Here is a 20,040-nt window from a genome sequence, read left to right as displayed (position 1 = left end):
CGGAACGATGAAGGAGGGCGGGGCATGACTTTTTCGCTGGTGGCGCGGTGTAGCGCCACGGGAATGTTCGGGGTGGCGATCTCGTCGTCGTCGCCTGCGGTGGCGGCGCGGTGCGCCCATGCGCGGGCGGGGGTGGGCGCGGTGGCCTCGCAGAACGTGACCGATCCGAGGCTCGGGCCGCGCACGCTCGATTCGATGGAAAAGGGTCTGACGGCGGCGGAGGCGGTGGCAGACGTGGTGCGAACGGGGGCGTTCATGGACTACCGGCAGGTGTTGGCGGTGGATGCGGCCGGGGTCACGGCGATCCATTCGGGGGCGAATGCGTTGGGGATCTGGACACAGGCCGAGGGGCGCGACGTGGCGGCAGGGGGAAATCTTCTGGCCAATGACGACGTGCCGGGGGCGATGGTGGCGGCGTTCGAGGTTGCAAGGGGGCATCTGGGCGACCGGCTTCTTGCTGCCCTCAAGGCAGGGCTGGCGGCGGGGGGCGAGGCCGGGCCGGTGCATTCGGCGGGCATGATTCTGGTGGACAAGGTAAGCTGGCCGGTGGCCGATCTGCGCTGCGACTGGACCGAGGACTGTCCCATTGCCGCGCTGGCCACGGCCTGGGATGTCTACAAGCCACAGCTTGACGCCTATGTGCAGCGCGCCCTCGATCCGCGCACGGCCCCGTCCTATGGTGTGCCCGGCGACATGTGAGGCCGCTTTGACAACCGCGGCCCTTGCGCCCAGTCTGGAGCGTGGATGATCCGGGAGAGCGGGATGCTGCGCTACACGCTTCGGCAACTTGAATATTTCGTGGCCGTGGGCGAGGCGGGCAGCATCGCGCGCGCCGCAGAGCGCATCAACGTCTCCTCGCCCTCGATTTCGGCGGCGATTGCACAGCTTGAGGCAGAATTCGGTCTGGCGCTCTTTGTCCGGCAGCACGCGCAGGGGCTGTCGCTGACCCAAGCGGGGCGGCAGATGCTGGAACAGGCGCAAATCGTGCTGCGGGAGGCGGGGGCGCTTTGCGATATTGCCGGCGATATTTCCGGGGTGGCGCGCGGGCCGCTGGCGCTTGGGTGTCTTTTGACCTTCGCGCAACTGGTGGTGCCGATGATGCGCCGCGCCTTCGAGGCGGCGTATCCCGAGGTGCGGCTGCGGCAGGTCGAGATGAACCAGCTCGAGCTTTTCAGCGCGCTGCGCCGGTCCGAGATCGACCTGGCGCTGACCTATGATCTTGCCCTGCCTGCCGATCTGCAATTCACCGCTATTGCCAAACTCATGCCGATTGCCCTGATGGGGGCGGCGCATCCGCTGGCGGAGCGCGCCTCGGTCACGCTCGACGATCTGAAGGATCACCCGATGGTGCTGCTCGATCTGCCGCTGAGTGCGGAATATTTCCTGTCCTTCTTCGAGGTGATCGGTGCCCGCCCCCTGATTGCCGAGCGCACGCGCGACATGGCGGTGATGCGCTCGCTGGTTGCCAACGGCTTTGGCTACTCCATCGCCAATGTGCGCCCGCTCTCGGATGTCTCGCCCGATGGCAACCCGGTGCGCACTGTGCCCATCGAGGGCCATGTGCGGGCGCTGCGCATGGGGTTTCTCACGGCGCAGGATGTGGGGCGCTCGAATGCCGTGCGCGCGCTGATCGAGTTCGGCCGGGGGCTGGCGGCGCGCGGCGCGCTGGCGCGGATCGGTGCGATGCCGCTGGTCGACGGAGGGGGGGAATGAGCCGGACGCTGGCAATCCTCGAGCGGCTGATCGGATTCGATACGGTGAGCGCGCGGTCCAATCTCGACCTGATCGACTATGTCGAGCACCTGTTGCGCGGGGCCGGCTTTGCCGTGACGCACCTGCGCGACCCGGAGGCGGCCAAGGCGGGGCTTTTCGCCCGGATCGGGCCGGCGGAGGGGGCGGGGGTGCTGTTGTCGGCGCATAGCGATGTGGTGCCGGTCGAGGGGCAGCGCTGGACGCGCGATCCGTTCCGCCTGAGCGACGAGGGTGGGCGGCTCTACGGGCGCGGGTCGACCGACATGAAGGGGTTTCTGGCGGCGATGCTGGCCATGGCCGAGGCGGCGGCGGCACGGCCTCTGTGCGAGCCGCTGAAGCTGTCGATTTCCTATGACGAGGAGGTGGGGTGCCTTGGACTGGCGCGGATGATCGGCGCGCTGCCGCGCGTTCTGGGCAGGCCGCGCGCGGCCATCGTGGGCGAGCCCACGCAGATGCGGGTGGCCATCGGGCACAAGGGCAAGCAGACGCTGCGTGCGGTCTGTCAGGGGGAGGCGGGACATTCCGCCCTGGCGCCGCGCTTTGTCAACGCGCTGCATGGCGCGGCCGAATTCGTCATGGGGCTGCGGCGGATTCAGGCGGAGCTGGCGGCCACCGGCGCGCGCGATCCGGCCTATGACATCCCCTATTCCACCGTGCATGTGGGGCAGATGAGCGGCGGCACCGCGCTCAATATCGTGCCGGACCGGGCCGAAATCCTGTTCGAGATCAGGCATCTTGCCGCAGAGGCCCCAGAGGCGCTTGTCGCGCGGACCCGTGCCGTGGCCGCCGGTATCGCGGGTGTCGGGATCGAGACCCTCAACCGCTATCCCGGCCTTGACACCGACCCGCAGGCCGGGGTCGTGGAGATGGTGCGCGCGCTTTCGGGCGATGCGCCGGTGACCAAGGTGGCCTTCGGCACCGAGGCGGGATTTTTTGCGGGCCTCGGTATTCCGACCGTCGTCTGCGGTCCGGGCTCCATGGAGGGGCAGGGGCACAAGGCGGACGAATATATCGACCGCGACCAGCTTGACGTCTGCGACCGGATGCTGGCTGCGCTGCTGGACACGCTGTGCTGAGGGGGACGCTCAGCTGATGAGTTTCTTGAACCAACCCTTCTTCTGGTCCTCGGACTTCTGGTCCTCGGGCGCGCCCTCGTCCGGGCCCTCCGCCGCAGCCCCTTGCGCTTGCGGGCCTTCGATCACCTCCTCGAGCCGGACGAAGAACTGATCGGCCATCTTCTTGGCAAAGCCGTCGACGATGCGGCTGCCAAGCTGCGCGAGCTTGCCGCCGACATTGGCCTCCACGTCGTAATGCAGCCGTGTGCCGCCCTCGATCTCTTCGAGCCGGACATCGGCGGCACCCTTGGCAAAGCCGGCAGCACCGCCCTTGCCCTCGCCGCTGAGCGTCAGGCTCTCGGGCTCGTTCATGTTGGAGATTGTCACGGCCCCCTTGAACGTTGCCTTCACCGGGCCGACCTTTTGCACCACGGTGGCCTCGAAGCCGTCTTCGGGCGTGCCCGTCACCTCCTGCGCGCCGGGCACGCAGTCCTTGAGCACTTCGGGGCTGAGCAGGGCGGCCCAGACCGTTGCGCGGTCTGCCTTGATCTCGCGGCTGTCAGACATTTTCATCGGCGTGGCCCTCCTTCTGCTGTGGGGAACAGGCTAGACCAGAGAAAGCCCCGTGCAAAGCGGTCCTTAAGTCGGAGAGGGGCTGTTGTCGGGCGTGGGGCGGGGCTAGGCTCGGGGCCGGAAAACGGACGGGGGCAGGGAATGTTGCAAGGCACGCGCGTGGTGGAATTCGAGGGGCTGGGGCCTGCGCCCTTTGCCGCGATGATGCTGGCAGAGATGGGGGCCGAGGTTGTGGTGATCCACCGTCCCGGCGCGGCCAATCCGGTGGCGGGGGCGCGCAACCTGCTCGACCGGGGCAAACGCTCGATCGTGCTCGACCTGAAAACCCCCGCGGATATCGCCGTGGCACGCGCGCTTGTTGCCCGCGCCGATGCGCTCATCGAGGGGCTGCGCCCCGGCGTGATGGAGCGATTGGGCCTCGGGCCGGAGGAGATGCGCGCCGCCAATCCGCGCCTTGTCTATGGCCGGATGACCGGCTGGGGGCAGGACGGGCCGCGCAGCCTTGAGGCTGGCCATGACCTTAATTACATCGCCACCTCGGGCGCGCTCTGGTATGCGGGCGCGCCCGGCACCCCGCCGGTCACCCCGCCGACGCTGCTGGGCGATGTGGGCGGTGGCGCGCTTTATCTGGTGGCGGGTGTCCTCGCGGGGCTGATCCGTGCCGCGCGCACCGGGCAGGGCACGGTGGTGGATGCGGCGATTGTCGATGGATCGGCGCATATGATGGCGCTGCTCATGTCGATGCGGCCTTCGGGCAACCTGTCGATGGCGCGCGGCCAGAGTCTGCTCGACGGGCCGCACTGGTCCCGCGTCTATGGCTGCGCCTGTGGTGGCTGGCTCTCGGTGCAATGCCTCGAGCCGCAATTCTATGCCGTGTTTCTGGACCGGCTCGGTCTGCCGGACGATCCCCGCTTTGCCGCCCAGTATGACCCCGCGCAATGGCCAGCGCAGACCGAGGCACTGGCCGAGATCATCGCCGCGAAACCGCGCGCGCATTGGGAAGGGCTCTTTGCCGGGTCCGATGCCTGTGTGGCCCCGGTGTTGCGCCCCGACGAGGCCGCAGCCGATCCGCATATGGTGGCGCGGGGCGTTTGGGGCGCGGGCCTCGTGCCTGCGCCAGCGCCGCGGTTTGACGGGGGCGTGCGGGAGGTGAGCGCATCGCCGGAACGCGGCGCGGACGGGGCGGCGATCCGGGCGGAACTCGGGCTGTGACGGGGGGCGAGCGGCCCGAAGCTGGCTCCGAGCGACGGAATTTTGAAAAAATTCCTGTCAAGAAAGTTTTGAACTTTCTTGGTCCTGCCCGTCGGCAGGGACCGCAAGAGCGCGGCGGCGCAAGACAGCTTCAGGCCGACGCTCCGCCTCAATCCACCCGTCGCACCAGAAGTTGATTGCCTGAGCCCGGCTTGGTCTCGAACACTTTCAACTCGGCAATGAGGTCGCTCAGCTTTTTCTTGCCATAGCTGCGCGTGTCGAAATCGGGCTTGTCGGCCTGGATTTGCTGGCCGATCCGTCCCAGCGGATACCACTCGTCCTCGCTGTCGATCTTTTCCATCGCGTCAAAGATCAGGCGGCGCGCATCGGCCACCCGTGCGCTGTCGAGCCGCGCCTTGGGCGCGCTTGCAGGCGTATCGCCCGCCTCCTCATAGATGTTCTCGATGGCGACAAAGCGGTTGCACGCGTTCTTGAGCGCGTCGGGTGCCTTGGCCTCGCCGATGCCGATGACGGTCAGCCCCTGTTCGCGGATGCGGCTGGCCAGCCGGGTGAAATCGCTGTCCGACGAGACCAGAACGAAGCCGTCGAAATGGCCCGCATGGAGGATGTCCATGGCGTCGATCACGAGGCCAATATCGGAGGCGTTCTTGCCCTTGGTGTTCGCCGTCTGCTGGTGCTGGACGAGGCCCAGCTTCTGCGCCGTCCTGGTCCAGCCGGCAAGCTGCTGGCTCGACCAGTCGCCGTAGACGCGGCGCAGCCCCGGCTCGCCATAGCTCGTGACCTCGCGCAGGATCGCGTCGGCGAATTTCGCGGGCACGTTGTCGGCGTCGATCAGAACGGCCAGAAGAGGGGTGTCGCGGCTGGGCATGAAGGGGCTCCTTTTGCCCCATTCATGCCCGATCCCGCGCGCGGGCGAAAGCGGTTAGGCGCTCTCGCCGATCTTGTCCTGGGTTTTCGTGTCGAAATCCTCGGCCGAATGGCGCTCGTGAAGCTGCATATGCGGTTCGCCAAAGCTGCGGTTGACCATGCGGCCGCGCTGCACGGCGGCCCGCGCGTCGATTTTCTCGGCCCATTTCATCACATGCGTGTAGCTGGCGACGTCGAGGAAGGTCGCGGCACTGTAAAGCCGCCCGAGGCAAAGCTGTCCGTACCAGGGCCAGATCGCCATGTCGGCGATGGAATAGTCCTCACCGGCGATGAAGGGCCGCTCCGCCAATTGCCGGTCGAGCACGTCAAGCTGGCGCTTGGCCTCCATGGCGAAACGGTCGATCGGGTATTGCCATTTCTCGGGCGCATAGGCGTAAAAATGGCCAAATCCGCCGCCGAGATAGGGCGCGCTGCCCATCTGCCACATGAGCCAGTTGAGGGTTTCGGTGCGCGCGAGGCCCGAGGCAGGCAGGAAGGCACCGAATTTCTCGGCCAGATGCATCAGGATCGAGCCGCTCTCGAACACGCGCAGAGGCGCCTCGCCGCTCCGATCCAGCAGCGCGGGGATCTTGGAATTGGGGTTGACCGCCACGAAACCCGAGCCGAATTGATCGCCCTCGCCGATGTCGATCTTCCAGGCGTCGTATTCGGCGTCATGGCCCGCCGCCAACAATTCCTCGAACATCACGGTGACCTTGACGCCATTGGGCGTGGCCAGCGAATAGAGCTGGAACGGATGATCGCCCACGGGGAGATCCTTGTCATGGGTCGCGCCTGCAACGGGGCGGTTGATCGAGGCGAACTTGCCGCCCGAGGGCTGTTGCCAGGTCCAGACGTCGGGGGGGGTATAGCTGTCGTCGCTCATGCTGTCGGTCCTCTCATCGGTTGGACGCAAGGTATATGTGTGCGCGAGCGCCGCAAGGGGGCGGGCCGCACAAGGCGGTGTGCAGCGCCGCGCGACTCGACTCCGGCAATCCTGCATCCTATTATGGAACAAACAAGGAACATATCTGCTGCCACCATGCCCGCCCGTCGTATCCTGTCCATCTGGTTTCCCCGGCTGGGGGCCGAGCGCCTCATGCGGCGGCGGGGCATTTGCGGTCCGTTCGCGGTGGTTGCCGAGAGGGGGCAGCGGCAGGTGCTCGTCTCGCTCTCGCCCGGGGCCGAGGCGGCGGGGCTCTGCTGCGGTCAGCCGCTGCGCGAAGCGCAGGCGCTTTGCCCCGATCTGGTCACCGCGCCGCAGCATCCCGCCGCCGAGGTGGCCTTTCTGCGCGCGCTGGCCCGTTGGGCGGACCGGTTCTCGCCGCTGGTAGCCTCCGAGGGAGCGGCGGGGCTGATGCTCGATATCACCGGTTGCGCACATCTTTTCGGCGGCGAGGCGGCGCTGGCCGGGAACGTGATCGCCGAGGCGGCAGCCCTTGGCCTTTCGGCGCGCTCTGCCATCGCCGACACGCCCGGTGCGGCCTGGGCGCTGGCGCGCTTCGCGGCGGGGGCGGGGGCTGTGCGGGGCAGCGGCGATGCCATCGAGCAGGAGGCCCGCGCCACCCGTGCCCGCGCGGCAAGGCGTCCGGCACGGCCTCAGGCCCCGCCGCCTGCACAGCCGGTGATGATCGCCCCGCCGGGGCAGGTTCATGGCGCGCTTGCCCCCCTACCGGTGGCGGCGCTGCGCCTGCCCGAGGGCATGGCCGGGGATCTGGCGCGGCTCGGGCTGCGACGGATCGGCGATCTGGCCGGACAGCCGCGCGCGGCGCTCGGGCGGCGCTTTGGCCCGGTGCTGATGCGGCGGCTCGATCAGGCGCTCGGGCAGGTGCCCGAGCCGCTCTCGCCCGCCGGTGCCACGGCCCCGCTTGCTGTCCGGCTGAGCTTGCCCGAACCGATCGGCCATCTCGACGATCTGCGCGCGGGCACGGCGCGGCTGCTGGCGCGGCTTTGCGAGACGTTGCGCATGCGCGGTCTCGGGGCGCGCGCGCTGCGGCTCGAGGCGTTTCGCGCCGATGGCGAGGTCTCAACGCTCGATCTGCGGCTGGCGCGCCCGATGCGCGATGCGGGCGCGATGCTGGCGCTTCTGGCGATGCGGCTGGAGCGGATCGAGGCGGGGTTCGGCATCGACATGCTGCGCCTCGACGCGCCCGAGACCGAGCCGGTGCAGCCTGAGCAACTCACCGGCCCCGAGGGCACGGCGCGCGACGGGCTGGCGGACCTCATCACCCGGCTGGGCGCGCGCATCGGGCTCGAGGCGATCACCCGTCCCCACCCCGCCGAGAGCCGGATTCCGGGCAAGACCGCGCTCACCCTCGCCGCAGCCTGGTCGGCACCCGCGCCCGCGCCCTGGCCCTGGCCCGAGGCCCCGCGCCCGCTGATGCTCTGGCCGCCCGAGCCGGTCACGCCGCGCGCGGGCGGGCGGCCCTGCGCCGCGTTCCGCTGGCGCGGGCGCGAACACGCGGTGGCCGAGGCGCAAGGCCCCGAGCGGATCGCGCCGGAATGGTGGCTCGATGACCCCGACTGGCGCACGGGGCTGCGCGATTACTGGCAGGTGCTGACCACGCGGGGCGAGCGGCTCTGGCTCTATCAGGCGCATGGCGCGGCGCTCTCGGGGGGCTGGTTCTGCCACGGGCGCTTTGCCTGAGCCTTCCTCCTCCTGTGAATTCGCTTGATTTGCGGGGCATTTGGCGCAACTCTTGGCCCATGAACGCGCAACCGCCGATCCCGTTCACACAGACCCGAGGGGCCGAGCAGGTCGCCTTTCAGCGTGACGAGCTGGGTGCGATCCTGTCGCTTTACGGGCGCATGGTGGCGGCGGGCGAGTGGCGCGATTACGGCATTTCCTGCCTGCGCGAGGTCGCCGTGTTCTCGATCTTCCGCCGCACCGCCGAGCAGCCGCTCTACCGGGTCGAGAAGCGGCCCAAATTGCAGGGCAAGCAGGGGCAATACGCGGTCATCGGGCTTGACGGGCGGATATTGAAGCGCGGGCACGACCTGCGCATGGTGCTGCGCGTGCTCGAACGCAAGCTTATCCGCGCGGTGGAGTGACGCCCGCCATCACGCAGAGCGGCTTGAACAGGATCGAGGCCCCGCGAAACGCCGCGCCGCCGGAAAGATTGAAGTGCGGCGAGATATTGGCCGGATCGGCCCCGACGATGGTGACGTGATGCACCGAGATGGGGGACACCAATATCGGCCCTGTGGCCTTTACAGAACCAATGAAAGACTGACCGCACCCTGTTGCCCTATGCTTCGCGGCGAACGTTCTTGGCCTGAAGGGGACGTCCGTCGCCTAGCCCCCGCGCGGATTCAAGGCGTGCTTGCACGCCGCCGCGCGAGCGCCCGACCGCCCCCCGGGCGGGCGCTTTTTCAACGTTGAAACCCCCTACAATCGTTCCAGTATTTGGCACCATAAATCGCCCGCCAAGACCGGTGCAGCGCCCACCCGCGGTCGGGCCCTCGCGCGGCTCCACCAACGTCCCCTTCAGGCCATTCACGACGTCTCCCGCACCGCGCTTCGCAGCATGGCGGGCATAATCATCATCGGGCGACAAAGGGCAGATGTTGAACAATAGCGTGATCAATTTCCCTTGAATCGCCTGCGCGCCGTCACTGGCCCGCCGCCTTGCGCCGTGATGCGGGTGATGGCCTGCGATACGGGCTCGTAGGCCACCGCCATGTGATGCGCGTTGGCATGGAGGAGCGTGCCGGGCTCGGACACCCAGGCCACATGGCCGCGCCAGAACAGCAGATCGCCGCGCCGGAGGGGTGCATCTTCGGGCAGGGGATGGCCAAGGGCCGCCTCCTGCGGGCCGCTGTCGCCGGGGCAGGGGATGGCGCAGGCCAGACACCCCGCCTGCACCAGCCCCGAACAGTCGATCCCCAAGCTGGAATTGCCGCCCCAGAGATAGGGCGTGCCGAGCAGGCGTTCGGCCACCGCGACGGGATCGCTCTCGGGGGCGTCGAGCGGTGCGAGATGGGCAAGGGGGACAAAGCCCTGTGGCGTTTCGGCGAAAATGCCGTTTTGCCCGATGACCTCCAGCCGCGCGCCGAGGCTGAGCATCGCACGCTCGCGCGCCTTGATGTCGGGCGCGGGGTAGAGATGGGTGGCGCGGGCGGCGACGCGGTGGGTCACGCGGCCGGTGGTCAGGGCGGCCTCGGGGACGAAGCCCTCATAGCCGTCGCGTGCGGCGCGGACCGCGGTCCAGCCGGACGAGGATCCTCGGGTCAGGCCCGAGGATGACGCGATCTCCACGGCTTCGCCCATCAGCAATTGCCGGTCGCGCGCCCCGTCCGGTGTGCGGCAGAGATCCACCAGCGGCCAGGCGATGAGGCGCGCGTCGCTCACAGCCCCAGCACCTCGGGCAGGGCCGCGAGCAGCGCGCGCGCGCCCATGCCCACCCCGCCCTTGGGGCGTGCGGGCGCCGCCACGGGCTGCCAGGCGTAGATGTCGAAATGCGCATAGGGCAGGCCACCCGCGAAGCGGCGCAGGAACAGCGCGGCGGTGATCGAGCCTGCAAACCCGTCCGAGGGCGCGTTGTCGAGATCGGCGATGCCCGGCTCGATCATCGCCTCGTAGGGCGTGTGAAACGGCATCCGCCAGACCGGATCGGCCACGCGCGCGGCAGCGGTGTCGAGCGCCTGCGCCAGCCCGGCCTCATCGGTGTAATAGGGTGCCAGATCAGGCCCAAGCGCCACCCGCGCCGCGCCCGTGAGCGTGGCCATCGAGATCATCAGATCGGGCGCGCCCTCGGCCCCGAGGCTCAGCGCATCCGCGAGCACCAGCCGCCCCTCGGCATCGGTATTGTTGACCTCGACCGTCAGCCCGTTGCGCGCGGTCAGGATGTCGCCAGGGCGGAACGCGCCTGCGCTGACCGAGTTTTCCACCGCCGGAATGAGCACGCGCAGGCGCAGCCTGAGCCCAAGCGCCATGATCATATGCGCCAGCCCCAAGACGGTCGCGGCGCCGCCCATATCCTTTTTCATCAACCCCATGCTGCTGCCGGGCTTGAGGTTGAGGCCGCCGGTGTCGAAACACACGCCCTTGCCGACGAGGGTGAGGGTCGGCCCCGCGTCGCCCCACGTCATGTCGATCAGACGGGGGGCCTCGGCAGCGGCGCGCCCGACGGTGTGGATGAGCGGCAGGTTCCGCGCCAGAAGCGCCTCGCCTGTGATCACGTTGATCGTCGCTCCATGCTCTTCGGCCAACGCGCGGCAGGCGGCCTCGAGCGCTTCCGGCCCCATGTCATTGGCAGGCGTATTGACCAGATCGCGGGTCAGACATTCGCCCGCCGCGATGATCTCCAGCCGCGCGGAGTCGATCCCCTCGGGGGCAATGAGGCGCGCCTTGGCGGGGCTTTGCGCGCGGTAGCGGTCAAAGGCGTAGTGCGCGAGCAGCCAGCCAAGCGCCTCGGTCTCTCGCGCCTCGGGCGTCAGCCCCTCGAGCCGGTAGGTGCCCTCGGGCAAGGCACCCGCCACCCCGGCAAGGTGAAAGCGACCGCGCGCACGCCCCGCCTCGGTGCCATAGCCCGCCACGGCGAGCGCGATCCCGCCCGCGTCATCCGGCACCAGCGCGACCTTGCCGAGTGCTGCGGCAAAGCCCGTGGCGCGCAGCCAGCCCGCGACGCGGGGCGGTTGTGTCTCATACCAGCCCTCGAGTGCGCCCTCCTCCACCACATGCAGGGGGATGGCGGGCAGGCCGGGGGCGGCGAAACTTGGGCGCATGGCGGGTCTCCTCTGATTTCGGCCCAAGCCTAACGGAGAATGCGCGGCCTGCAAGGCTCAGAACGGGCCTTCGGCCATGTCCCAGATCTCGCAGAGCGAGCGGTCGGCGATCCGCAGAAGCCGCGCGAAGGTGGCGGCGAGCGCCGTGCCGTTGCCCGCGTCGATGCAGCCCGTCACATCGCCCGCCACCCGCGCCAGCATCGCCATGCCGACCTGATCGGCCATGGCAATCAGGCTGCGGCAGCCCTTGCGCATCTCGGGGAACCGCGCGGCTTGATAATCGCGCTCGGCCTGCGCGAGCCGCGCGGCGATTTCTTCCAGCGCGCGGCAGACCACATCCTCGGCCCCCCGGTCGCCCAATTGCCGGTAGAGTGTTTCCAGCCGGTCGGCATCGAGCCGGACCCGCTCCTGCTGTTGCAGAGCTGTCACCTGTTCCACGGTCTCTCACCCGTCCCATGTCCCTCGCACCCCCACAGCGCGCCCCATAATGGCCCGTTCGAGGTTCCCAAAACGTTGAGACGGTCGGGAAAAATCGCTCGAATTCGTCTCGAATAGGGACTAAGGCACCAAGGGTCTTGCACAAGGAGACGAAAGATGGACCAAGCGCGCCCCCTGCCCACCTACCTGGTGCAGCGCTATCACGGGTGGAAGGCAACGGGCTATGCCGAGAACCAGGCCTGGTATCGCCACCTTGCCGATCAAGGCCAGCACCCGCGCGCCATGGTGATTTCCTGCTGCGACAGCCGCGTGCATGTCACCTCGATCTTCGGGGCCGATCAGGGCGAATTCTTCATCCATCGCAATATCGCAAACCTCGTGCCGCCCTTCGAGGCGGGCGGCGGCCAGCATGGCACCTCGGCGGCGGTGGAATTCGCTGTGACCGCTCTCCGGGTCGCGCATGTCATCGTGATCGGCCATTCCGCCTGCGGTGGCGCGAAGGGCTGCCAGAAAATGTGCGCGGGCGAGGCCCCCGAGCTTGAGGAGCGCACAAGTTTCGTCGGCCGCTGGCTGGAAATCCTGCGTCCCGGTTACGAGCGGGTGCAAGGCGTTGCCGATGAGAAAGCCCAGCTTCGGGCGCTCGAGAAACAGACCGTGGTGGTCTCGCTCGACAACCTCATGAGCTTTCCCTTCGTGGCCGAACGGGTCCGCGCGGGGGCGCTCTCGTTGCACGGGCTGTGGCACGATATCGGCTCGGGTGCGCTTGAACAATACGACTCGGTTCAGGACGGCTTCGTGCCGATCTGACGTGAGAGGCGCGGACTGCCCCCGCGCGCCCATGACGCGCGGGGGGATGGCTCAGGCGGCGGCTGACTGACCGGCAAAGCGGGCGTAGAAACCCTGCCCCTTGTCTGCCATCTCGCGCAAGAGCGCGGGCGTGGCAAAACGCGGCCCGAACGTCTCGGCAAGCTGATCGCATCGCTCGGCGGCGTAGGGCGTGCCGATGATGTCGAGCCATGCGAACGGCCCGCCCGACCAGGGCGCAAAGCCCCAGGCCAGGATCGCGCCCACGTCGCCCTCGCGGATGTCTTCGAGGACGCCTTCTTCAAGTGCGCGCACGGCCTCCAGCACCTGCGCGAACATCAGCCTTTGCTGCACCTCTTGCAGGTCGGGCTGCTCTGCCGCGCGGGGGTATTTCTCGGCCAGACCCGGCCAATAGCCCTGCCGCTTGCCCTTTTCGTCATAGTCAAAGAACCCGGCATTGGCCTTGCGGCCCAGACGCCCCTCACCCTCCATCCAGAAGATGACCTCGTCCACCGCGCCATCCGGGTAATCGTCGCCCATGGCGGCCTTGGTCGCCCGCGCGATCTTGGCCCCCAGATCAATCGAGGTCTCGTCGACCAGTTGCAGCGGTCCCACCGGGAAGCCCAACTGCCGCGCGGCATTGTCGATGAGCGCAGGTGCCACGCCCTCGGCCACCATGCGGATACCCTCGTTGATATAGGGAATGATGCAGCGGTTGCAGTAGAAGAACCGCGCGTCATTGACGACGATCGGTGTCTTGCGAATCTGGCGCACGTAATCAAGCGCCTTGGCCACGGCGCGCGGGCCGGTCGCCTGCCCCTTGATGATCTCCACCAGCAGCATTTTCTCGACCGGCGAGAAGAAATGGATGCCGATGAAATCCTCGGGCCGGTCGCTGGCCTGTGCCAGATCGGTGATCGGCAGGGTGGAGGTGTTGGTGGCAAAGATGCAGTCGCGGCCCACCTCGGCCAGCGCCTGTTTGGTCACGCCCGCCTTGACGCCGGGGTCCTCGAACACCGCCTCGATGATCAGGTCACAGCCCTTGAGGGCTGCGTAATCGGTGGTGGCGGTGATCCGGCCCAGCACCTCGGCCTTCTTCGCCTCGGTGGCCTTGCCGCGCTTGATCCCCTGATCCATGAAATCGGCGCTATAGGCGCGGCCCTTGTCGGCGGCCTCCTGTTTCTGGTCGATGAGGACAACCTCGATCCCTGCCTGCGCCGAGACAAGGGCAATGCCCGCGCCCATCATGCCGGCCCCCAGAACGCCCAGCTTCTTTACCCGCTGATCCGGCGCGTCGGGGCGGTTCGCGCCCTTCTCCAGCGCCTCCTTGTTGATGAAAAGCGAGCGGATCATCGCGCCCGACGACGGATTCATCAGCACATTGGTGAACCAGCGCGCCTCGATTTTCAGGGCTGTGTCGAACGGCACGAGCGCGCCCTCATAGACCGCCGACAAAAGCGCCTTTGCCGCCGGGAACGCGCCTTGCGTCTTGCCGTTGACCATGGCCGAGGCCCCGACAAAGGTCATGAACCCCGCCGGGTGATAGGGCGTGCCACCGGGCATCTTGTAGCCCTTCTCGTCCCAGGGCTTGACGATGGCGGGGCCCGAGAGCACCCATTCGCGCGCCCTGTCAAGAAGCGCCTCGGCGGGCACCACCTCATCCACCACCCCGGCGGATTTGGCGCGCTTGGGATCGTTCAGCTTGCCCTCCAGCAAGAGAGGCGCCGCCGCCATCGCGCCCAGCTTGCGCGAGAGCCGTGTCGTGCCGCCCGCACCGGGGAAAATGCCGACCATGATCTCGGGCAGGCCGATCTTGGCCTTCGGGTTGTCGGCGGCAAAGATGCGGTGACAGGCGAGCGGAATCTCGAGCCCGATGCCAAGGGCCGTGCCGGGCAGGGCCGCCGCAATCGGCTTGCCGCCCTTGTTGGTCTTGGGGTCCATGCCCGCCCGCTCGATCTTGCGCAGGATGCGGTGCATGTTCATCAGCCCGTCCATCAGGCCCTGTGCGGGGTTGTCCCCCGCCATCTCCTTCATCCGGGCGATGACGTTGAGATCCATGCCACCGGCAAAAGACCCCTCCTTGCCGGAGGTGATGACGATGCCCTTGACGGTGTCATCGGCCAGTGCGTCGTCAATCAGGCTGTCCAGCAGCGGCCAGGCCTCCATCGACATGACGTTCATGGATTTTCCGGGCACGTCCCAGGTGATGATGGCGACGCCGTCGGCGCCTTTTTCCATTGTGAAATCGGTCATTTTGCAGAACTCCCCTTACACGCGCTCGATGATGGTGGCGGCGCCCATGCCGGACGCGATGCACAGCGTGGCAAGGCCGGTGCCCTTGCCGGTGCGCTCCAGCTCATCCAGAAGCGTGCCGATGATCATGGCCCCCGTCGCGCCCAGCGGATGCCCCATGGCGATGGACCCGCCATTGACGTTGACCTTCGAGGCGTCCACATCGAACGCCTGCATGAAGCGCAGCACGACGCTGGCAAAGGCCTCGTTCACCTCGAAAAGGTCGATATCGCCGATCGCCATGCCGCTGTCGCGCAGCGCCTTTTCGGTGGCAGGCACGGGGCCGGTCAGCATGATCGTCGGATCGGTGCCGATCTTGGTGGTCTGCACGATCCGCGCGCGGGGCGTGAGGCCCCATTTCTCGCCGAACGCCTTGCTGCCCACCAGCACACCGGCCGCACCATCGACGATACCGCTCGAATTGCCCGCATGGTGGATATGCTCGATCCGCTCCAGATGCGGATATTTCAGCCTGGCCACGGCATCGAAGCCGGGCATCACCTCGCCCATCGCCTGAAAGGCCGGGGTGAGCGCGCCCAGCGTCTGCATGTCGGTGCCGGGGCGCATGTATTCGTCATGATCCAGAATGGTAAGCCCGTTCTGGTCGCGCACCTCGATGATCGAGCGCGCAAAGCGCTTGTCATCCCAGGCCGCCTTGGCGCGGCGCTGCGATTCCATGGCCAGCGCGTCGGCCTCGTCACGGGTGAACCCGTATTCGGTGGCGATGATATCCGCGCTGATGCCTTGGGGGACGAAATAGGTCTCCATGGCGATCGAGGGATCGACGGCAATCGCCGCCCCGTCGCTGCCCATGGGCACGCGGCCCATCATTTCGACGCCCCCGGCGATATAACCGTCACCGGCACCCGCGCGCACCTGATTGGCGGCAAGGTTCACCGCCTCCATGCCGGAGGCGCAGAACCGGTTGATGGCAAGGCCGGGGATCCGCTCGTCCAGATCCGAGGCCAGAACGGCGGTCCGCGCAAGGCATCCGCCCTGCTCGCCCACTTGGGTGACGTTGCCCCAGATCACATCCTCGACGGCATGACCCTCAAGCCCGTTGCGCTCCTTGAGCGCGTTGAGCACCTGCGCCGAAAGGCGCGCGGCGGTCACCTCATGCAGCGCGCCATCCTTGCGGCCCTTGCCGCGCGGCGTGCGCACGGTGTCGTAGATATAGGCGTCGGTCATATCGGTCTCCTTCATTCAGGCGCGGTCAGCGGGGCTGCCGGGCATCAGGTCATAGGGGTGTTTCCAGCCGGGGGTGGCGCTGAGATTGTCCAGCCAGCGGTCGATATTGGGCCAGTCCTTGCGCTCAAACCCGAAAGGCTCGGGGTAAAAGAGATAGCCGCAGCACGAGAGATCCGCATTGCTGAGGCCCCCGCCCACGATCCAGTCACGCCCCGCGAGATGCGCATCAAGCGCGGTATAGGCGGCCTTGAGGCGGGCCTGGGTAAAGGCGATCACCTCGGCGGGCCGCTTCTCCTCGGGCAGGAAATTCATCAGGAACCGCACCATTCCGGCGGGGCTCGAAAGCTTGTGATTGTCCCAGAACATCCAGCGCAGCACCTCGCGCGCCTCCTGCGGCGTCGCGCCGCCGAACTTGCCGGTCTTCTCGGTGATATACATCTGCATGACACCCGATTGCGTCAAGGTCACGTCGCCATCCACCAGCACCGGCACCTCGCCCATCACGTTGAGCGCGCGAAACTCCGGCTGCCGCGTCTCACCCCCGAAGAAATCGACAAAGACCGGCGCCCAGTCGAGGCCCGAAAGCTCCAGCGCCAGCGCCGCCTTGTAGGCATTGCCCGATTCGCCAAAGCAGTGGAGTTTGATCGTCATGGTGTGGCTCCCGGTTGCTGGGTTGGATTTGGATATTTTTGGCAAGATGAAGCCGGGGGCTGTTCATCATTGATTAAGCTTGATGCGCTTTGATGATCTTGCGTTACAGGCTGGGAAGCCGATGGACGTGCAAGGTGAAGCCCTGTCGTCGCGCCTGATGCCAATCGGCCTGCGCGCGCGGCAGGGTGCGCCGTCGCCCGTTCATCTTGCCCCAAATATCCCCGCCGGAGGCATCCGCCATGTGCCACAAGCGCCAACGCCCCGCCCCTCACAGCGCCCTCGCAATCAGCTCTTTCATGATCTCGTTGGTGCCGCCGTAGATGCGCTGCACGCGGGCATCGGCCCACATCTCGGCGATGTCGTATTCCTGCATGTAGCCGTAGCCGCCATGCAGTTGCAGGCACTCGTCCAGCACCTCGCCCTGCGCATCGGTCAGCCAGTATTTCGCCATCGCGGCCTTTTCTACGCTCAATTCGCCGCGCATATGCTCGGTGATGCACGCGTCGAGAAAGGCGCGGGCGACTGCGGTCTTGGTCCGGCATTCGGCCAGTTTGAACCGGGTGTTCTGGAAGTGCAGGATCGGGCCGCCAAAGGCCTGGCGCTCCTTGGCATAGGTGATCGTGCGCGTCACGGCACCTTCCATCGCGCCTTGAGCACCACAGGCGATGATGAGCCGTTCCTGCGGCAATTGCTCCATCATCTGGTAAAAGCCGCGCCCCTCTTCACCGCCGAGAATATTCTCGGGCGGGATTTCGACATTGTCGAAGAACAATTCCGACGTGTCGCCCGCGTGCATGCCCACCTTTTCCAGATTGCGCCCACGCGCGAATCCTTGCGCGCCCTCGGTTTCCACGACCACCAGCGAGATGCCCTTGGCCCCTTCCTTGGGGTCGGTCTTTGCCGCGACGATGATGAGGTCGGCATGCTGGCCATTGGTGATGAAGGTCTTCTGCCCCGAGAGCCGGTAAGCGTTGCCGTCGCGCAGCGCGCGGGTCCTGATGCCCTGCACGTCCGATCCGGCGGCAGGCTCGGTCATCGCGAGCGCGCCGACCATCTCGCCCGAGACCATCCTGGGCAGCCACGCCTTCTTCTGCTCCTCGGACCCGTAGGCGAGGATGTAATGCGCCACGATGCCGGAATGGATCGGGTTGCCCCAGCTTGCCAGATTGGCGCGGCCCTGTTCGATGCAGATCACCGCCTCATGCCCGAAATCGCCGCCCGCGCCGCCATATGCCTCGGGGATCGACGGGCAGAGCAGGCCCAGTTCGCCCGCCTCAAGCCATATCTCGCGGTCCATGATTCCCGCCTTGCGCCAGCGCGCGAAATGCGGCCGCCATTCATCATTGATGAATTTAGCGGTCATTTCCGAGAGCATATGATGCTCGTCTGTCATCCATGTCATGCCCGGGCCTCCCTTCCCTGCGGCGTCAGCGCTTGCGCGCCTCAAGCTCCGAATTGAACAGTCGCAGGCGGTGCGCGAACGTGTCCTCATTGATCACGCTGTCGAAATTCTCGAAGAGAAAGGACAGCGCCTCGCCCTCGTCCAGCCCCGCCTCTTGCGCGAACTTACGCAGGCGGCGGTAGCCATCCTCGGTCATCGCCGCCGTGAAGCGGCGGGTGAGACGAAAGCGTTTCGGCATCTGTCCTCCCTCTCCTCGATCAGAACGCCTCGGCCTTCAGCGCCATGACGGTATCGGCCCCGCTTTCGATGCGCGCGAGGTGGAGCGCGGTCGCGGGCAGGCGGCGTTTCATGTAGTAGCGGCCCGTTGCCAGCTTGGTCTTGTAGAACGCCTCGTCCGAGGTGCCGCCCTCCAGCGCCGCATGGGCCGCCTTGGCCATCCGCGCCCACATCAGCCCCAGACAGACATGGCCGAAAAGGTGCATGAAGTCATAGGACCCGGCAAGCGCCGCGTTGGGGTTTTTCATGCCATTTTGCATGAAGAACATGGCCGAGGCTTGCAGGTCTTTCGACGCCGCCTTGAGCGGGTCGAGGAAATCGGCCTTGAGCGCCGCGTTGCCCTCGTTCTCTTTCAGGAAGGTTTTCACCATCTCGAAGAAGGCCATGACATGCTTGCCGCTATCCTGCGCCAGCTTGCGGCCCACCAGATCGAGCGCCTGAACGCCGTTCGCACCCTCGTAGATCATCGCGATGCGGGCGTCGCGGGTGAATTGCGACATGCCCCATTCCTCGATATAGCCGTGACCGCCATAGACCTGCTGCGCGCGCACGGTCATGTCATAGCCCTCGTCGGTGAGGAAGCCCTTGATGACGGGCGTCATCAGCGAAATCAGCCCTTCGGCGGCCTGATCGCCGCCGCGATGCGAGCGGTCGATGAGTTCCGCGCCCCAGAGCATGAAGGCGCGCGCGCCCTCGATGAACGATTTCTGATCCATCAGCGAGCGGCGGATGTCGGGGTGCACGATCAGCGGATCGGCAGGGCCGTTGGGGTTTTCCGTCCCCGTGACAGCGCGCCCTTGCAGGCGGTCCTTGGCATAGGCGAGCGCGTTCTGATAGGCGACCTCGGCCTGTGCCAGACCCTGCATGCCGACGCCAATACGGGCCTCGTTCATCATGGTGAACATGGCGCGCATGCCCTTGTGTTCCTCGCCCAAGAGCCAGCCGGTGGCGCCGTCATAGTTCATCACGCAGGTCGAATTGCCGTGAATCCCCATCTTTTCCTCGATCTTGCCGCAGCTCACGCCGTTGCGCGCACCAAGGCTGCCATCCTCATTCACGATGAATTTCGGCACGATGAAGAGCGACACGCCCTTGATGCCCTCCGGCCCGCCGGGGATCTTCGCCAGCACGAGGTGGATGATGTTCTCGGCCATGTCATGCTCGCCCGCCGAGATGAAGATCTTTTGGCCGGTCACCTTGTAGCTGCCATCGCCCTGCGGCTCGGCCTTGGTGCGCATCAGGCCCAGATCGGTGCCGCAATGCGGCTCGGTCAGGTTCATCGTGCCGGTCCAGTCGCAACTGGCCATTTTCGGCAGATATGTCGCTTTTTGAGCGTCGCTGCCATGCACGAGGATCGCCGAAGCCGCGCCATGGGTCAGGCCGTGATACATGGTAAAGGCCTGGTTGGAGGCCGAGAACATCTCGCCCACCGCGGTGCCAAGGATGTATGGCATGTATTGCCCGCCGTATTCCTCGGGCAGGTCGAGCGCGGTCCAGCCGCCCTCGCGGACCTGATCGAAGGCCGCCTTGAAGCCCGTGGGCGTGCGGACCACGCCGTTTTCCAGAACGCAGCCTTCGGTATCGCCCACAGCGTTGAGCGGCATCAACACCTCGGAGGCGATCTTGCCCGCCTCCTCCAGAACGGCACCGGTGAAATCGGCCTCAAGCTCGGCATAGCCGGGCACGTCCTGTTCGGAGACGTTCAGCACCTCGTGCAGCACGAATTGCATGTCGCGGGTGGGGGCGGTGTAGCTGGGCATGTCT

The 20,040-nt window shown here is 66.9% G+C and carries 20 protein-coding genes; 7 read left to right on the top strand and 13 right to left on the bottom strand.

The features are described 5' to 3' along the window. Window positions 1-24: 24 nt before the first annotated feature. Genes ACSSV8_RS03730 through argE form a run of 3 tightly spaced genes read left to right on the top strand, consistent with a single transcriptional unit; the run spans window position 25 to window position 2,828 of the window. The gene (locus tag ACSSV8_RS03730) at window positions 25-699 is read left to right on the top strand and encodes a DUF1028 domain-containing protein (protein ID WP_454281548.1); all 675 of its coding nucleotides are present in this window, start codon (window positions 25-27) and stop codon (window positions 697-699) included. Window positions 700-744: 45 nt separating this feature from the next. Further along, on the top strand, window positions 745-1,713 hold the full coding sequence (locus ACSSV8_RS03725; RefSeq protein WP_354540156.1) for a LysR family transcriptional regulator: 969 nt from the start codon (window positions 745-747) through the stop codon (window positions 1,711-1,713). Then, window positions 1,710-2,828 (top strand): acetylornithine deacetylase, encoded by a 1,119-nt coding sequence (argE, locus tag ACSSV8_RS03720; protein ID WP_454281547.1) that lies wholly within the window; start codon window positions 1,710-1,712, stop codon window positions 2,826-2,828. Before ACSSV8_RS03725 ends, argE begins: the two co-directional genes overlap by 4 nt. Before the next feature lie 9 nt (window positions 2,829-2,837). Here argE and ACSSV8_RS03715 read toward each other — a convergent pair whose 3' ends face one another. Then, window positions 2,838-3,380, bottom strand: a complete 543-nt coding sequence (locus tag ACSSV8_RS03715) for a CoxG family protein (RefSeq protein WP_454281546.1) — start codon at window positions 3,378-3,380, stop codon at window positions 2,838-2,840. Between the two features lie 141 nt (window positions 3,381-3,521). Between ACSSV8_RS03715 and ACSSV8_RS03710 the strand changes: the two genes are divergently transcribed. Beyond that, on the top strand, window positions 3,522-4,592 hold the full coding sequence (locus ACSSV8_RS03710) for a CaiB/BaiF CoA transferase family protein (protein ID WP_354540159.1): 1,071 nt from the start codon (window positions 3,522-3,524) through the stop codon (window positions 4,590-4,592). A 148-nt stretch (window positions 4,593-4,740) separates the two neighbouring features. On the opposite strand, the gene ACSSV8_RS03705 is transcribed toward ACSSV8_RS03710, so the two are convergent. Together ACSSV8_RS03705 and yghU are read right to left on the bottom strand one after the other, a co-directional pair. Continuing rightward, a complete protein-coding gene (locus tag ACSSV8_RS03705; RefSeq protein ID WP_354540160.1) occupies window positions 4,741-5,460 on the bottom strand; it encodes an NYN domain-containing protein in 720 nt (239 codons plus the stop codon). 54 nt (window positions 5,461-5,514) lie between these two features. Beyond that, a complete protein-coding gene (yghU, locus tag ACSSV8_RS03700; RefSeq protein ID WP_354540161.1) occupies window positions 5,515-6,384 on the bottom strand; it encodes a glutathione-dependent disulfide-bond oxidoreductase in 870 nt (289 codons plus the stop codon). A gap of 156 nt (window positions 6,385-6,540) precedes the next feature. Between yghU and ACSSV8_RS03695 the strand changes: the two genes are divergently transcribed. Both ACSSV8_RS03695 and ACSSV8_RS03690 read left to right on the top strand, forming a co-directional pair. Continuing rightward, complete coding sequence (locus tag ACSSV8_RS03695) at window positions 6,541-8,145, top strand: Y-family DNA polymerase (RefSeq protein WP_454281545.1); 1,605 nt, start codon at window positions 6,541-6,543, stop codon at window positions 8,143-8,145. A gap of 59 nt (window positions 8,146-8,204) precedes the next feature. Further along, the gene (locus tag ACSSV8_RS03690; RefSeq protein WP_354540163.1) at window positions 8,205-8,549 is read left to right on the top strand and encodes a DUF2794 domain-containing protein; all 345 of its coding nucleotides are present in this window, start codon (window positions 8,205-8,207) and stop codon (window positions 8,547-8,549) included. On the opposite strand, the gene ACSSV8_RS03685 is transcribed toward ACSSV8_RS03690, so the two are convergent. The 4 genes from ACSSV8_RS03685 to ACSSV8_RS03670 all read right to left on the bottom strand — a co-directional run bounded on the left by ACSSV8_RS03685 (window position 8,530) and on the right by ACSSV8_RS03670 (window position 11,663). Continuing rightward, window positions 8,530-8,688, bottom strand: coding sequence for a hypothetical protein (locus ACSSV8_RS03685; RefSeq protein WP_454281544.1), 159 nt, complete (start codon window positions 8,686-8,688; stop codon window positions 8,530-8,532). The genes ACSSV8_RS03690 and ACSSV8_RS03685 overlap by 20 nt on opposite strands. Window positions 8,689-9,081: 393 nt before the next feature. Next, window positions 9,082-9,849, bottom strand: a complete 768-nt coding sequence (locus ACSSV8_RS03680; RefSeq protein ID WP_454281543.1) for a C40 family peptidase — start codon at window positions 9,847-9,849, stop codon at window positions 9,082-9,084. Next, window positions 9,846-11,225 (bottom strand): leucyl aminopeptidase family protein, encoded by a 1,380-nt coding sequence (locus ACSSV8_RS03675; RefSeq protein WP_454281542.1) that lies wholly within the window; start codon window positions 11,223-11,225, stop codon window positions 9,846-9,848. The genes ACSSV8_RS03680 and ACSSV8_RS03675 overlap by 4 nt, the downstream gene beginning before the upstream one ends. Window positions 11,226-11,282: 57 nt before the next feature. Beyond that, window positions 11,283-11,663, bottom strand: coding sequence for a hypothetical protein (locus ACSSV8_RS03670; protein WP_354540167.1), 381 nt, complete (start codon window positions 11,661-11,663; stop codon window positions 11,283-11,285). A 156-nt stretch (window positions 11,664-11,819) separates the two neighbouring features. Here ACSSV8_RS03670 and ACSSV8_RS03665 point away from each other — a divergent pair, with 156 nt between their 5' ends. After that, entirely contained in the window at window positions 11,820-12,470 is a 651-nt protein-coding gene (locus tag ACSSV8_RS03665) for a carbonic anhydrase (protein WP_454281541.1), read from the top strand. 51 nt (window positions 12,471-12,521) lie between these two features. Here ACSSV8_RS03665 and ACSSV8_RS03660 read toward each other — a convergent pair whose 3' ends face one another. The 6 genes from ACSSV8_RS03660 to ACSSV8_RS03635 all read right to left on the bottom strand — a co-directional run bounded on the left by ACSSV8_RS03660 (window position 12,522) and on the right by ACSSV8_RS03635 (window position 20,036). After that, window positions 12,522-14,720, bottom strand: a complete 2,199-nt coding sequence (locus ACSSV8_RS03660) for a 3-hydroxyacyl-CoA dehydrogenase NAD-binding domain-containing protein (RefSeq protein ID WP_454281540.1) — start codon at window positions 14,718-14,720, stop codon at window positions 12,522-12,524. 15 nt (window positions 14,721-14,735) lie between these two features. Further along, entirely contained in the window at window positions 14,736-15,947 is a 1,212-nt protein-coding gene (locus ACSSV8_RS03655) for an acetyl-CoA C-acetyltransferase (RefSeq protein ID WP_354540213.1), read from the bottom strand. Between the two features lie 15 nt (window positions 15,948-15,962). Next, the gene (locus tag ACSSV8_RS03650; protein WP_354540170.1) at window positions 15,963-16,598 is read right to left on the bottom strand and encodes a glutathione S-transferase family protein; all 636 of its coding nucleotides are present in this window, start codon (window positions 16,596-16,598) and stop codon (window positions 15,963-15,965) included. Between the two features lie 268 nt (window positions 16,599-16,866). Continuing rightward, on the bottom strand, window positions 16,867-18,000 hold the full coding sequence (locus tag ACSSV8_RS03645; RefSeq protein ID WP_354540171.1) for an acyl-CoA dehydrogenase family protein: 1,134 nt from the start codon (window positions 17,998-18,000) through the stop codon (window positions 16,867-16,869). A gap of 25 nt (window positions 18,001-18,025) precedes the next feature. Further along, window positions 18,026-18,238, bottom strand: a complete 213-nt coding sequence (locus ACSSV8_RS03640; RefSeq protein WP_454281539.1) for a hypothetical protein — start codon at window positions 18,236-18,238, stop codon at window positions 18,026-18,028. A gap of 19 nt (window positions 18,239-18,257) precedes the next feature. After that, window positions 18,258-20,036, bottom strand: coding sequence for an acyl-CoA dehydrogenase C-terminal domain-containing protein (locus tag ACSSV8_RS03635; protein ID WP_454281538.1), 1,779 nt, complete (start codon window positions 20,034-20,036; stop codon window positions 18,258-18,260). Window positions 20,037-20,040: the final 4 nt, after the last annotated feature.

The organism is Roseovarius sp. MBR-79 (genome assembly GCF_053628555.1).
The sequence above is the reverse complement of the archived record's forward strand: the minus strand, read 5'-3'. Positions and strand labels throughout refer to the sequence as shown.

What these genes read in the sequence shown, in the direction of transcription:
- ACSSV8_RS03690 (WP_354540163.1), top strand. Translation starts at nt 8,205, where the DNA reads ATGAACGCGCAACCGCCGATCCCGTTCACACAGACCCGAGGGGCCGAG.
- ACSSV8_RS03645 (WP_354540171.1), bottom strand. Translation starts at nt 18,000, where the DNA reads ATGACATGGATGACAGACGAGCATCATATGCTCTCGGAAATGACCGCT.
- argE (WP_454281547.1), top strand. Translation starts at nt 1,710, where the DNA reads ATGAGCCGGACGCTGGCAATCCTCGAGCGGCTGATCGGATTCGATACG.
- ACSSV8_RS03640 (WP_454281539.1), bottom strand. Translation starts at nt 18,238, where the DNA reads ATGCCGAAACGCTTTCGTCTCACCCGCCGCTTCACGGCGGCGATGACC.
- ACSSV8_RS03655 (WP_354540213.1), bottom strand. Translation starts at nt 15,947, where the DNA reads ATGACCGACGCCTATATCTACGACACCGTGCGCACGCCGCGCGGCAAG.
- ACSSV8_RS03715 (WP_454281546.1), bottom strand. Translation starts at nt 3,380, where the DNA reads ATGAAAATGTCTGACAGCCGCGAGATCAAGGCAGACCGCGCAACGGTC.
- yghU (WP_354540161.1), bottom strand. Translation starts at nt 6,384, where the DNA reads ATGAGCGACGACAGCTATACCCCCCCCGACGTCTGGACCTGGCAACAG.
- ACSSV8_RS03725 (WP_354540156.1), top strand. Translation starts at nt 745, where the DNA reads ATGATCCGGGAGAGCGGGATGCTGCGCTACACGCTTCGGCAACTTGAA.
- ACSSV8_RS03730 (WP_454281548.1), top strand. Translation starts at nt 25, where the DNA reads ATGACTTTTTCGCTGGTGGCGCGGTGTAGCGCCACGGGAATGTTCGGG.
- ACSSV8_RS03695 (WP_454281545.1), top strand. Translation starts at nt 6,541, where the DNA reads ATGCCCGCCCGTCGTATCCTGTCCATCTGGTTTCCCCGGCTGGGGGCC.
- ACSSV8_RS03635 (WP_454281538.1), bottom strand. Translation starts at nt 20,036, where the DNA reads ATGCCCAGCTACACCGCCCCCACCCGCGACATGCAATTCGTGCTGCAC.
- ACSSV8_RS03665 (WP_454281541.1), top strand. Translation starts at nt 11,820, where the DNA reads ATGGACCAAGCGCGCCCCCTGCCCACCTACCTGGTGCAGCGCTATCAC.
- ACSSV8_RS03705 (WP_354540160.1), bottom strand. Translation starts at nt 5,460, where the DNA reads ATGCCCAGCCGCGACACCCCTCTTCTGGCCGTTCTGATCGACGCCGAC.
- ACSSV8_RS03710 (WP_354540159.1), top strand. Translation starts at nt 3,522, where the DNA reads ATGTTGCAAGGCACGCGCGTGGTGGAATTCGAGGGGCTGGGGCCTGCG.
- ACSSV8_RS03660 (WP_454281540.1), bottom strand. Translation starts at nt 14,720, where the DNA reads ATGACCGATTTCACAATGGAAAAAGGCGCCGACGGCGTCGCCATCATC.
- ACSSV8_RS03650 (WP_354540170.1), bottom strand. Translation starts at nt 16,598, where the DNA reads ATGACGATCAAACTCCACTGCTTTGGCGAATCGGGCAATGCCTACAAG.
- ACSSV8_RS03675 (WP_454281542.1), bottom strand. Translation starts at nt 11,225, where the DNA reads ATGCGCCCAAGTTTCGCCGCCCCCGGCCTGCCCGCCATCCCCCTGCAT.